Here is a 12,153-nt window from a genome sequence, read left to right on the forward strand (position 1 = left end):
GAAAGCCATACCCGACATCCCTGGGTGATTCGAAGCCTAAGGCCGACGACCCCAAACACCCTTCAAGAAAGGTAAGGATCCGATGCGCGTAGTCGCCGGGTGGCACGCGACCGCTGCGGAACTCGACACTGTGCGCCGCGCCCTCGGCAGTGACGTCGACGTCGTCGGTCTGCCCTGTCGCGACGACATCGTGTTCCCCTACGGCGCCGAGCGCGAACCCTATCTCGCCGCGATGGCCGACGCCGACGCCGTGATCACGTGGACGCTGCCGCCCGAGGTGGTTTCGGCGGCGCCGAATCTGAAATACGTGTCGTGGCTGCACTCCGGCTGCGACCGCCTTCCCTTCGACGATTTCAAGGCCAGAGGCATCCAGCTCACGAATGTGCCTGAGGCACACCAGCCGGCGATCGCCGAACACGCCTGGTCGTTGATCCTCGCCTGCATCAAGAAGACGGTGTGGAAGCACGAGCAGCACGTCGCCGGTCGCTACGTGCCGTACTGGCATGACGACGGCGTCGGCTCGGTGCTGTACGGGCGCACCATGGTACTGCTCGGCGTCGGCGGTATCGGCCGTCGCATCGCTGCGGTGGCGAAAGCATTCGGTATGAACGTGATAGCCGTCCGCAAGAACCCTGATCTGCCCGCGGAGAACACCGATGCGGTGTACGGCCAGGAGCGGCTGCACGACGCGTTGGCACTGGGGGACGTGATCGTCGTCGCCACTCCGTCCACCAACCGGACCCGCGACATGATCGACCACGACGCGATCGCCGCCATGAAACCGCATGCCTACCTTGTGAACATCGCGCGCGGTGACATCGTCAACGAGAAAGCGATTCGCGACGCGCTGGTGAACAATCGCATCGCCGGTTTCGCGTCCGACGTCTGGTGGGATTACGCCGACGCGATGCCGCCCGACCAACACTTCGGATCGCCGTCGCGGCTCGGAGTGCACCTTCTCCCGAACGTCGTGGTGTCCGGCGACCAGGCATCGAATGTGTTCTTCGCGCGCGATGCGATGCTCGACCTGGGGTTGCAGAACCTCGCCGCCATGCTGGCCGGGAAGCAACCCCCACACTTGGTCGATCTCGACGCGCAGTACTGACTACCGCGGTTCACGCGCCACAAGGCCCGCACGGGCCAACAGCAGCACGCTGACCACCAGGACCCAGGCCGGGAAGGCCAGCGTCAACCACATGGTGATGTCGCTGGCCAGGATAAGGCCAAGGGCCAGAACGTACGTCGTCACGCTGAGCCAGCGCGGCATCAGGCCGGTGCGCAGCCAGATCGTCGCCAGCGAAATCATGAACACCGCGCCCATCCGCAGTGCGTACGTCTTCGACACCGACAGCAGGAACATCTGCCCGAACGTCGCCACTTCGGCGTGCGCATCGGGGTCGACGATGAGGCTGTTGGTCGCTTCCAGCCCGGCACCGACCCCGACTGCGACGAACATCATGGCCAGATAGAGCAATCCGCTGCCGATGAACACGGTGGAGAAGAACTTGTCCTCGTAGGCGCCGAAACCGTCGCGCACCACTCCGATGAACCACAGAAACGCGATGCCTGCGAACGGCATCAGGATCGCGGCGACCCGCAGGTTGGTGTCGCCCGCGATGAGCCACTGCGAACCGGGCTCCGCACCCTCCGGCAGCGCCAGCCGCACCAGCACCAGCACCGTGCCGAACAGCAGGGCAAACAACACCCCCGCCAGCGCCGCCGCCCGTGGCGTCGACAGCCGGTGCGGGGCCTTCGCGGTCACGGCTGTCCGGGCAGCAGCCTGATCATCAACCCGTTGGCCTCGGCCAGCAGATTTCCGTCGGGATCGCGCAGTTCGGCGTTGACGAACGCCTTGCGGCCCTCGGCCCTGTTCAGCCAGCCGCGCACCGTCAGCGGTGTGTTGATCGGCGTCACCTTGCGGTAGTCGACATGCAGGAAAGCGGTGCGGCTGATCGGCCGGCCGGAGGCGTGGATCACCATGCCGAACGTCGAGTCGAACATCAGCGGCAGCACGCCGCCGTGCACCGCGTAGTTGCCGCCCACGTGGTAGCGGCTGAACTGGACCGTCAACTCCACGGCCTCGGCGTCGAACTTCGTGACCTTGTACGGCGGCATCAACAGGCTGCCCGAGCCAGGCAGGTCCGGCACCCGGTTGGCCGGACCGACACCCTCGGGCGCCTCGAACGGGTCCAGCAGCTTCACCAGCTGTTCTGCGAGATCGGCGGCCTGCTCCCACGTCTCGCTGTCGGGGTCAGCCGACACCGCGAGATCCTGTGCGCGCCGCATCGCCGCGAGGAACCGCCCGAAGCCCGGACCCGGTTGCGCGGGTTGGAAATTGGGGAAACCGCCGTGCTTGTCGTAGTCCGGGTCGAGCAGATGCGGGTCTTCAGTCATTGCTCGACTCCCGCTCGCTCCGGTCGTCGCTCGTTCCTCGCTGCGATCCTCACTCGCGGTCGTCTTCGGGAAGTCATATCATCGAGCCGCCAGGATGTCGCGGCGCACGATCGTCTGATCTCGGCCGGGACCGACACCGATGCACGAGATATGGGCGCCGGCAAGCTCTTCCACCCGAAGCACGTAGTCGCGTGCCTTGGCGGGCAGGTCGTCGAATTCACGGGCGCCCGAGATGTCCTCCCACCAACCGGGCATCTCCTCGTAGATCGGTTCGGCATTGGCGATGTCGCTCTGGGTCATCGGCATGTCGTCGGTGCGCTTGCCGTGCACGGTGTAGCCGACGCAGATCGGCACCGTCTCCAGGCTGGACAGCACGTCGAGCTTGGTCAGGAAGTAGTCGGTGATGCCGTTGACGCGGGTGGCGTAGCGCGCGATCACCGCGTCGAACCATCCGCAGCGGCGGCGCCGGCCCGTCGTCACGCCGAACTCGCCGCCGGTCTTGGACAAATACTCGCCGTTCTCGTCGAACAACTCGGTGGGGAACGGACCGGACCCGACACGCGTCGTGTAGGCCTTCAGGATGCCCAGCACCGTGGTGATGCGCGTCGGGCCGATGCCCGAGCCGACGGCCGCACCGCCCGCGGTCGGATTCGACGACGTGACAAAGGGATACGTGCCGTGGTCGACGTCGAGCAGGGTGCCCTGCGAGCCCTCGAGCAGCACGGTCTCGCCGTTGTCGAGCGCGACGTTGAGCAGCCGCCTGGCGTCGGCGATGCGGTGCTTGAAACCCTCGGCCTGGGTCAGCAGATTGTCGTACACCTCGGTCGGCGAGAGCGCCTTGCGGTTGTAGATCTTGACCAGCACCTGATTCTTGAATTCCAGTGCGGCCTCGATCTTCTGGGCCAGCAGCTCCTCGTCGAGCACATCGGCCATCCGGATGCCGATGCGGGCGATCTTGTCCTGATAGCAGGGGCCGATGCCGCGTCCGGTGGTGCCGATCCTCTTGCTGCCCGCGTAGCGCTCGACGACCTTGTCGATCGCCACGTGATACGGCATCAGCAGATGCGCGTCGGCGGAGATCAACAATCGTTCGGTGTCCACGCCCCGTTCCCCGAGGCCCTTCAGCTCGTCGAGCAGCACGCCCGGATCGACCACCACCCCGTTGCCGATCACGTTCGTGACGCCAGGGGTGAGAATGCCCGACGGAATGAGATGCAGCGCGAAGTTCTCGCCAGTCGGAAGGACGACGGTGTGGCCGGCGTTGTTGCCGCCCTGGTACCGCACGACCCACTGCACCCGGCCGCCGAGTAGATCGGTGGCCTTACCCTTGCCCTCGTCGCCCCACTGGGCGCCGATGAGCACGATTGCCGGCATGGCGTTTCTCCCGCTTATTGTGTTCCAGCCGGTGAGCCACCCTATCCCAGCCGTCCGCAAGGAGCCGATTTGATCACCACCGACGCCGGGGTGTTGCTTTTCGGAGGCCGACGCCCGCCACGGCCGCTGGCCGGTTTGCCCACCCGGGCCGTCGCCGGGCCCGACGACATCGACGCCGCGCTCGACGCCTGCAAGCGCCTCATCGTGGTGGGCGGCGACGCCGACCTGGCCGCGGTGCTGACCCGGCTGCTGCGCGCCGACCGGCTCGACATCGAGGTCGGCCACGCCACCAACTGGCGCACTGCCCGCCGGGCCCGACGCGGCAGCGCGCGGCGGGTGCCGCTGATCCGCGACGACACCGGCCAGGCCCTCGTACGCGCGGCCGAATGGCGTGGCGAGAACGGCGCTGCGCTGGTCGGCGAGGCCGTCGTCGACGACACCCAGCTGTTCTACGGGGAGGTCGTCGGCGTGCGGATCGAGCCGACCTACGACATGCCTGGGCTGCGGGCCAGCGTCATCGGGCGGGGACGGCGCGGCTGGGTGCCCGGACGGGCCGCTCAACTCGGCACCACCGGGGCCGTAGTGGTGCGCGACGGCGTCGCCGGACCGAGAATTGTTCCCCGTTCTACCTTCTACCGCCACACGCAGGGCTGGCTGATGGTGAAATAGCGGCCGTGCGAATCATCGTTACCGGCGGCAACAGCGGAGTTGGCAAAGAAACGGCGGCGGCGCTCGCGGCGGTGGGTCACAGCGTGCTCATCGCGGCGCGTGACGTCGCCAAGTCGGAGCGCGTGGCCGCGGAGATGGCGGGCGACGTCGAGATCGCGCAGCTGGATCTGGCGGATCTGACCAGCGTGCGCAAGTTCGCAGACGCGGTCGACAGCGTCGACGTGCTGCTGAACAACGCGGGCGTGCTGGGTCTACCGCTGACCCGCACCGCCGACGGGTTCGAGGGCCACATAGGCACCAACTACCTCGGCCACTTCGCGCTGACCTGTTTGCTCGGCGACCGCATCAAGGACAGGGTCGTCTCCGTCACGAGCATGAACCACATGTTCGCCCGCATGCACTTAGACGACCTGAACTGGCGCACCCGCCCGTATTCGAAGTGGGCGGCATACGGGCAGTCCAAGCTCGCGCTGATGCTGTTCACCTGCGAACTGGCCCGCAAGGGGGTCCGCGCGATCGTCGTCGATCCCGGCGGCGCCGACACCAACATCGTCCGCTACAGCGGCGGCTTCCTCGGCTGGTCCTCGCATCAGAGCTGGTTGAAGAACTTCCCGCAGAGCGCGGCGACCGCGGCCCGGTCGAGCATCATCGGCGCGACCGAGGACCTGCCGCCCGGCACCTACGTGGCGCCGATGTTCAAGCAGTTCGGCAAGCCGCGGGTGACCCGGCCGTTGAAGAAGTGCCGCGACACGCAGACCGCGGCCAGGCTGTGGCAGCTGTCGGTCGAGCTGACCGAATGCGACTGGCCGCGCTGACGGTAGCTTCGTGAGGTGAGCGTTCCAGACGTGCGGGGATCGGTGCGGCCCAGCCCGATCTTCCTGCTGATCGTCACGATCACCGCCGCGGGCGGAGTGCTGGCCTGGCAGGCCGCCGACAGCGTCGAGCCGCTCGCCTACGTCGGGGTGTTCGTCTTCATCATCGCCGGCTGGGTGGTGTCGCTGAGCCTGCACGAGTTCGCCCACGCCTTCAGCGGGTGGCGGTACGGCGACCACGGCGTGGTGATGCGCGGCTACCTGACGCTCAACCCGTTCAAGTACGCCCATCCCGTGCTGTCGATCGTCTTCCCGGTGCTGGTGATCCTGATCGGCGGCATCGGGCTGCCCGGCGGCGCGGTATGGGTGCGGACGGCGTTCATGACGAAATGGCAGAAGAGCCTCGTCAGCCTGGCCGGACCGATGACGAACGTCCTCACCGCCGTCGTGTTGCTGATCCTGACGCGGATCTACTACGACCCCCAGCACAGCGTGTTCTGGTCCGCCGTGGCCTTCATGGGCTTCCTACAGGTCACCGCTTCGGTGCTGAACCTGCTGCCGATCCCCGGCCTGGACGGCTACGGCGCGGTGGAGCCGCATCTGAGCCCGGACACCCGGCGTGCCCTGGAGCCCGCAAAGGGCTGGGCGTTTCTGATTTTGTTGCTTCTGCTGCTCGCGACGCCGCTCAATCAGTACTTCTTCGCGGTCGTGACCTGGTTCTTCGACGCCTCCGGGGTGCCGAGGGCGCTTGTCGCCAGCGGGCTGAACCTGACCCGGTTCTGGTCGGCCTGGCTATAGAAGTTCGCGCCCAACCGCTTGCGACATATGCGACTTTGCGCATACATTGGAGCCCATGGGCGCGGGTCACAGTCACGGCGGTTCTGATGCCCGTGTCAGCCGGATGATTCTGGCCGCGGCGATCCTGACCGGCTTCTTCATCCTGGAACTGACCACCGCGCTGGTGATCAACTCGATCGCGCTGCTGGCCGACGCCGGCCACATGCTCACCGACCTGGTCGCGCTGTTCATGGGCCTGACCGCGGTGCTGGTGGCCCGCCGCGGCAGCGCATCGCCGTCGCGGACCTACGGCTGGCACCGGGCCGAGGTGTTCACCGCGGTGGCCAACGCGGTGCTGCTGCTGTTCGTCGCCGCATTCATCCTCTACGAGGCGTTCGAGCGGCTGAGCGACGCACCCCGCATCCCCGGCGTGCCGATGATCCTCGTCGCGCTGGCGGGCCTGGTGGCCAACGTCGTCGTGGTCATGCTGCTGCGGTCGTCGTCGGACAAGAGCCTCGCGGTCAAGGGCGCCTACATGGAGGTGCTCGCCGACACCGTGAGCAGCATCGGTGTGCTGATCGCGGGCATCGTCACCGTCACCACAGGATGGCCCTACGCCGACGTGGTGGTGGCCGTCTTTGTCGCGCTTTGGGTGTTGCCGCGGGCGATCTCGCTGGCCAGGGCGGCGCTGCGGATCCTGTCCGAATCCTCGCCGACCCACATCGACGTCGAGGAACTGCGTTCGGCGCTGTGCGCGGTCAAGGGCGTCACCGAAGTGCACGATCTGCACGTGTGGACGCTGGTGCCGGGCAAAGACATGGTCACCGCGCACCTGACGTCATCGGCCGATTCGGCGCGGGTGCTCGACGACGCGCGGGCGGTGCTCACCGCGCGCGGGCTCGAGCACGCCACCGTCCAGGTCGAGCCGCCGAGCGCGGCCAGCGACTGCAACTGCGAGGCGACCTAGGCCAGACCGAGTTCGGCGCGCGCGGTGGGATCGCAGTCGTCGAGCAGATCCAGACAACGAGCGTATTCGTCGGACTCGCCGATCGACTCCGCTGCCTTGGCGAGCGCGGCGACGCAGCGCAGGAAGCCCTGGTTCGGCTTGTGCGAATACGGTACGGGCCCAAAGCCTTTCCAACCGTTGCGGCGCAGCTTGTCCAGGCCGCGGTGATAGCCGGTGCGGGCGTAGGCGTATGCGGTGATGGCCTCGTCCTCGGCCAGGGCGTTCTCGGCGAGCACCGCCCAGGCGATCGACGCCGCCGGGTGAGCGGCGGCCACGATGGCGGGGTTTTCGCTGGCCTCGAGTTCCGCCTCGGCGGCGTCGTCGGCAGGCAGAAGTATCGGATCCGGTCCTAGGAGGTCACCCATCCGCGTCATGAGGCCTATTGTGCCGTGAGGTCGATAAGCTCGAAACATGGCGTCGGCGTTGCCGGCGAGGTGTTGATCGTCGGCCGAGCCGGCGAGGTGTTGATGGCCAGCACGGGAGGACTGCAGTAGGGATGTCGAACCCATCTGGGCCCGACCACGTGAGTGATCCGGCTGTGGAACCGGCGAACGACCCGGCGAACGACCCGGCGAACGACCCGGCGAATGATGTAGCCCACGACGTTGCCCACGACGACTCGACACCCGACGACAGCAACGCCCCGACCGAGCAAGCACCGGTCGTCGAGGACAACCCGACCGAAGTGATGTCTGTCGATCCGGCCGAGTCGACGGCGACGACGCCGCAGCAGGAGCAGGCCGCCGAGCGGCGCTTCACCGCACCCTCGGCGATGGACTCGTCGACGCGGCGGATCGAGACGCCGCCCGATCCGGCGACCGAGGTCTTCACACCGCCCACCCAGCAGTTCGCCGGAGCCAATGGTGTTGGGCCGCAAATGATTCCACCACGGGGAGACGCTCCGCCGGTGCCGGCCGCCCACCGACGCAGTTGGGGCTGGGTGGTGGCGCTGGTTCTGGTCATCGCCGCGCTGGCCGCCGTCGCGATACTGGGCACGCTGCTGCTGACCCGCGACTCCGATTCGCGCGCCTCGCAAGAGGAAATGGTGCGCTCCACGATCGAGAGCTTCGATGTCGCGGTGCAGAACGGTGACCTGGCCACGTTGCGCAGCATCACCTGCGGTGCCACCCGCGACAGCTACGTCCAGTACGACGACAGCGACTGGGCCGAGACGCACGCCAGGGTCGCGGCGGCCAAGCAGTACCCCGTCGTCGCCAGCATCGACCAGGTCGTCATCAACGGCGACCACGCTGAAGCCAATGTGACGACGTTCATGGCGTACGCGCCGCACATCCGGTCGACGCGCAGTTTCGACCTTCAGTTCCGCGACGATCAGTGGAAGGTCTGCCAGTCGCCGAGCACCTGAACCGGTGACGGTCAGCCTGCGCTGATCGAGCGGCCCGCGCTGTGCAGGTCGTTGCACGCCTCGACCACGCGCTCGGCCATGCCCGCCTCGGCCTTCTTCAGGTAGCTGCGCGGGTCGTAGGCCTTCTTGTTGCCGACCTCGCCGTCGATCTTGAGCACGCCGTCGTAGTTGGTGAACATGTGGCCCGCGATCGGGCGGGTGAAGGCGTACTGGGTGTCGGTGTCGACGTTCATCTTCACCACGCCGTAGCGCAGCGACTCCTCGATCTCCGACTTCAGCGACCCGGAGCCGCCGTGGAAGACGAAGTCGAAAGGCTTTGCGTCGTCGGGCAATCCGAGCTTGGCGGCGGCCACCTTCTGGCCCTGGGCCAGCACGTCGGGGCGCAGCTTGACGTTGCCCGGCTTGTACACGCCGTGCACGTTGCCGAACGTCGCGGCCAACAGGTAGCGGCCGTGCTCGCCGGCGCCGAGCGCCTCGATCGTCTTCTCGAAATCCTCAGCGGTGGTGTAGAGCTTCTCGTTGATCTCGGCTTCCACCCCGTCCTCTTCACCGCCGACCACGCCGATCTCGATCTCCAGGACGATCTTGGCGGCGGCCGCTTCCTTGAGCAGTTCCTTGGCGATGGTCAGGTTCTCGTCGATCGGCACCGCCGAGCCGTCCCACATGTGCGACTGGATCAGCGGGTTGCCGCCGTCGGCCACCCGCTTCTGGCTGAGCGCCAACAGCGGCCGCACATAGCTGGCGAGCTTGTCCTTGGGGCAGTGATCGGTGTGCAACGCCACCGTGACCGGGTAGCGCTCGGCGACGACGTGGGCGAACTCGGCCAACGCCACCGCACCGGTGACCATGTCCTTGATCCCCAGCCCGGATCCGAACTCCGCGCCTCCGGTGGAGAACTGGATGATGCCGTCGCTGCCGGCGTCGGCGAAGCCCTTCAGCGCGGCGTTGATCGTCTCCGACGACGTGCAGTTGATCGCCGGGAACGCATACGAGTGCTCCTTGGCGCGGGCCAGCATTTCCGCATAGGCCTCGGGCGTGGCGATGGGCATGGCGCTTCCTCTCGCTGGCGGCTGTCGGTGAAGTATCTCAAGAAAGGCGGCCCGATACCCGGGTGCCGAACGCCCTCGTTGCTCAGCCTGGGGTTTTCGCCGCCGCCGGTATGTTGGTTAGCCATGACCAACACCGTGATGCTGATACCGGACTTCATGGACCCGATCAAATTGATCGGGTACTTCGGCGTCTGGGCGCTTGTCGGCCTGCTGGTGGTGGTCTTCGTCGAGTCAGGGGTGCTGTTCCCGGTGCTGCCCGGCGACTCGTTGCTTTTCGTCGCCGGCATGCTGGCCGCGGGCACCGCGGCCCAAGGCGAGGCGGTCAACGCCAACTTCACGCTGTGGCAGCTGCTGGTGTTCATCCCGATCGCCGCCATCGCGGGCGGTCAGGTCGGCTATTGGATCGGCCGATTCATCGGCACGTCGATGTTCAAGCCGAACGCGCGCTTCCTCAAGCAGCGGTATCTGGACGAGGCGCACTCGTTCTTCGAGCAGCGCGGCCCGTTCGCGATCGTGCTGGCCAGGTTCGTCCCGATCGTGCGGACGTTGGCCCCGATCACCGCGGGCGCGGCCGCGATGCGCTATGTGGTGTTCACCATCTACAACGTCGTCGGCGCCGTCATCTGGGGCGTCGGTTTGGTGCTGCTCGGCTACTGGCTGGGCAATTTCGAGATCGTGCAGAAGCTGCTCGAGCCGATCCTGGTGCTGATCGTCGTCGCCTCCATCGCCCCGATGATCATCGAGTGGTACAAGCGGCGGCGCGCGGCCAAGGCCGCCGGTGGCGCGGCTGCCGAGCAGCCGTCCTAGACGCTCAGAGCGTCGAACAACTCGCGCACACCCGCGAGCGAATTCGCGGGTAGGAACAGGTCGCAGTACGGCAGGGCGGCCGCCATCGACCCGGTCAGCGGCCGGAATCCCGGCTGTGCGGCCCGCGGGTTGAGCCAGACCACCATGTGCGCGCGGCGGCGCACCCGCGCCAGCGCCCGCTCCAGCACCTCGGGCGGGTCGCTGTCCCAGCCGTCCGACGCGATGACCACCACCGCGCCGCGCAGCGTGCTGCCGTGCGGGGCGGCCAGCAGCGCACCGACGCTGCGACCGACATGCGTGCCGCCGTAGCGGTCGACGACCCTGTCGTTTGCCCGTGACAGCGCAACCTCCGCCGACCGGTGCGACAACGCCGGTGTCAGACGGGTCAACGACGTCGAGAACGCGAACACCTCGGGGCGAATCCCCTTGCGGCGCAACGCTGCCGCCCGCATCAGGTGCAGATAGATCCCGGCGTAGGGCCGCATCGAGCGGCTGACGTCGCACACCAACACGATTCTGCGTGGCCTGCTGCGCCTGCGGGCGCGCGCCAGTCGCAGCACCTCGTAGCCGGTCGCGCGGGACGACCGCATCGACTCCCGCACGTCGATGCGCTTGCCGCGGCGATGCACCTCGCGGCGCATGGTTCGCCGGCGCGGCCACTGCCCCGACATCCCCTCCAGCCAGCCGCCGATGCGGCGCAGGTCGTCCTCGTCGAAACGGTCGAACGGCTCGTCGGCGCGCGCCACGATGCGGCTCGGCAGCACATCGGGCAGCGCGACACCGCTGTCGGCGGCGGACTCGGCGGCGCCGACCGGCGTCGGCGGGGTGGACCACGGCAGTCCCTCGTCGTCGCTTCCAGCGCCGCCGTTGCCGCCGTCGACCCCGGGCACCGGGGCGACGGGCAGCCGCGGGTCACGGTCCTCGGGCTGGATGTTGCGGGCGGGGCCCGCATCGGCGAACACGGCGTCGAACACCGCCTCGAAGGCGGGCAGGTCCTCGGCCCGGTTCACCAGCGTCAGCCGGGTCGCCCAGTACAGCGCGGTGCGGGACTGCGGCGCGATGTGCCGCATCGCCGCGACTAGCGTGGCAGGGCCGTCGGCCGACACCGCAACGCCGCCGCTGTGCAGCCTGGCCACCAACGCCACGGCGAACGCGGAGACGTCGACACCACGCAGCACATAGGGCGTCGTCATCGCCTACAACGCCGCCCCAGGATCAACACCAGCGCTATCACCACCAACGCAGCGACAACGGCCGGGGCGTACTTCTTCAACGCGCCGCCGCCTGCCAGCTCGATGAGGTCGATGGCCTCGGCCTCGCGCGGCTGGGCAGCGGCGGTGGGCGATGCTCCCGTCGCGGCGGCCGCGGAGGCCTCCCCGGCAGCCGCCTGCCCGTCGGTGGCTGCCGCCGCCGTCGGCGCGGCGGTGTCTGCCGCGAGCTTCGCCTCGAGCGACTCGACGAACTGGCCGAGCAGTTTCTCCGAAACCTGTTGCAGCATGCTGCTACCGAACTGGGCCAGCTTGCCGACCACCTTCAGGTCGGTGTCGACGGTGACGCGGGTGTGGTCGCCGGCGTCGTGTAGCTGCGCGACGACGGTGGCCGCGGCGTTGCCCGTGCCGCGGGCCTCCTTGCCCTTGCCGTCGATGACCGCGCGATAGTTCTCGTGGTCCTGCTCGACGAAATGCACCCTGCCGCTGAACTCACTTGTCACCGGGCCGACCTTGACCTTCACCTTTCCCAGCACGTCGTCGCCGTCGCGGCCGGTCATCTGCGCCCCCGGCATCAACGGGATGACCTGCTCGAGGTCGGTGAGAACGTTCCAGGCGTCCTCGATCGGCACGCTGACGGTGAACTCGTTGGCGATCTTCATGAAGCTGGTGCCTTTCCGTGGGTTTCGAT

General features: G+C 67.7%; 14 protein-coding genes. 7 read left to right on the top strand and 7 right to left on the bottom strand.

What is annotated here, in order from left to right; all coding sequences use genetic code 11:
• The first annotated feature begins 82 nt into the window (after positions 1–82).
• Positions 83–1,105 carry an NAD(P)-dependent oxidoreductase gene (locus tag CQY20_RS21285; protein WP_097942074.1) on the top strand — a complete coding sequence of 341 codons (1,023 nt, stop codon included), beginning with the start codon at positions 83–85 and terminating at the stop codon, positions 1,103–1,105.
• On the opposite strand, the gene CQY20_RS21290 is transcribed toward CQY20_RS21285, so the two are convergent.
• The 3 genes from CQY20_RS21290 to CQY20_RS21300 all read right to left on the bottom strand — a co-directional run bounded on the left by CQY20_RS21290 (position 1,106) and on the right by CQY20_RS21300 (position 3,768).
• Entirely contained in the window at positions 1,106–1,762 is a 657-nt protein-coding gene (locus tag CQY20_RS21290; protein WP_234816342.1) for a hypothetical protein, read from the bottom strand.
• Positions 1,759–2,394, bottom strand: coding sequence for a PaaI family thioesterase (locus CQY20_RS21295; protein ID WP_097942075.1), 636 nt, complete (start codon positions 2,392–2,394; stop codon positions 1,759–1,761). Before CQY20_RS21295 ends, CQY20_RS21290 begins: the two co-directional genes overlap by 4 nt.
• A 78-nt stretch (positions 2,395–2,472) precedes the next feature.
• Positions 2,473–3,768 (bottom strand): adenylosuccinate synthase, encoded by a 1,296-nt coding sequence (locus CQY20_RS21300; protein WP_097942076.1) that lies wholly within the window; start codon positions 3,766–3,768, stop codon positions 2,473–2,475.
• A 69-nt stretch (positions 3,769–3,837) separates the two neighbouring features.
• Here CQY20_RS21300 and CQY20_RS21305 point away from each other — a divergent pair, with 69 nt between their 5' ends.
• Genes CQY20_RS21305 through CQY20_RS21320 form a run of 4 tightly spaced genes read left to right on the top strand, consistent with a single transcriptional unit; the run spans position 3,838 to position 6,993 of the window.
• Positions 3,838–4,437, top strand: a complete 600-nt coding sequence (locus tag CQY20_RS21305; protein WP_097942077.1) for a peptidase M50 — start codon at positions 3,838–3,840, stop codon at positions 4,435–4,437.
• A gap of 5 nt (positions 4,438–4,442) precedes the next feature.
• Positions 4,443–5,252 (top strand): SDR family NAD(P)-dependent oxidoreductase, encoded by an 810-nt coding sequence (locus CQY20_RS21310; RefSeq protein WP_097942078.1) that lies wholly within the window; start codon positions 4,443–4,445, stop codon positions 5,250–5,252.
• Between the two features lie 15 nt (positions 5,253–5,267).
• On the top strand, positions 5,268–6,047 hold the full coding sequence (locus CQY20_RS21315; protein WP_097942079.1) for a site-2 protease family protein: 780 nt from the start codon (positions 5,268–5,270) through the stop codon (positions 6,045–6,047).
• Between the two features lie 55 nt (positions 6,048–6,102).
• Positions 6,103–6,993, top strand: coding sequence for a cation diffusion facilitator family transporter (locus CQY20_RS21320; protein ID WP_097942080.1), 891 nt, complete (start codon positions 6,103–6,105; stop codon positions 6,991–6,993).
• Here the strand turns inward: CQY20_RS21320 and CQY20_RS21325 are convergent.
• Positions 6,990–7,406, bottom strand: coding sequence for a DUF3151 domain-containing protein (locus CQY20_RS21325; RefSeq protein ID WP_097942081.1), 417 nt, complete (start codon positions 7,404–7,406; stop codon positions 6,990–6,992). The two genes, CQY20_RS21320 and CQY20_RS21325, sit on opposite strands and share 4 nt — an antisense overlap.
• A gap of 122 nt (positions 7,407–7,528) precedes the next feature.
• Here CQY20_RS21325 and CQY20_RS21330 point away from each other — a divergent pair, with 122 nt between their 5' ends.
• Positions 7,529–8,398, top strand: a complete 870-nt coding sequence (locus CQY20_RS21330) for an Rv0361 family membrane protein (RefSeq protein ID WP_371871029.1) — start codon at positions 7,529–7,531, stop codon at positions 8,396–8,398.
• Between the two features lie 11 nt (positions 8,399–8,409).
• On the opposite strand, the gene fbaA is transcribed toward CQY20_RS21330, so the two are convergent.
• Positions 8,410–9,447 carry a class II fructose-bisphosphate aldolase gene (gene fbaA / locus CQY20_RS21335; RefSeq protein ID WP_097942082.1) on the bottom strand — a complete coding sequence of 346 codons (1,038 nt, stop codon included), beginning with the start codon at positions 9,445–9,447 and terminating at the stop codon, positions 8,410–8,412.
• A gap of 123 nt (positions 9,448–9,570) precedes the next feature.
• Here fbaA and CQY20_RS21340 point away from each other — a divergent pair, with 123 nt between their 5' ends.
• Positions 9,571–10,254: a DedA family protein gene (locus CQY20_RS21340; RefSeq protein WP_097942083.1), complete on the top strand. Its 684-nt coding sequence runs from the start codon at positions 9,571–9,573 to the stop codon at positions 10,252–10,254.
• Here CQY20_RS21340 and CQY20_RS21345 read toward each other — a convergent pair.
• Together CQY20_RS21345 and CQY20_RS21350 are read right to left on the bottom strand one after the other, a co-directional pair.
• The gene (locus CQY20_RS21345) at positions 10,251–11,447 is read right to left on the bottom strand and encodes a vWA domain-containing protein (protein WP_097942084.1); all 1,197 of its coding nucleotides are present in this window, start codon (positions 11,445–11,447) and stop codon (positions 10,251–10,253) included. The two genes, CQY20_RS21340 and CQY20_RS21345, sit on opposite strands and share 4 nt — an antisense overlap.
• A complete protein-coding gene (locus CQY20_RS21350) occupies positions 11,444–12,124 on the bottom strand; it encodes an SRPBCC family protein (RefSeq protein ID WP_097942085.1) in 681 nt (226 codons plus the stop codon). The genes CQY20_RS21345 and CQY20_RS21350 overlap by 4 nt, the downstream gene beginning before the upstream one ends.
• Positions 12,125–12,153 lie beyond the last annotated feature (29 nt).

The sequence above is a fragment of the Mycolicibacterium agri genome, assembly GCF_002553505.1.
Taxonomy (GTDB): Bacteria; Actinomycetota; Actinomycetes; order Mycobacteriales; family Mycobacteriaceae; genus Mycobacterium; species Mycobacterium agri.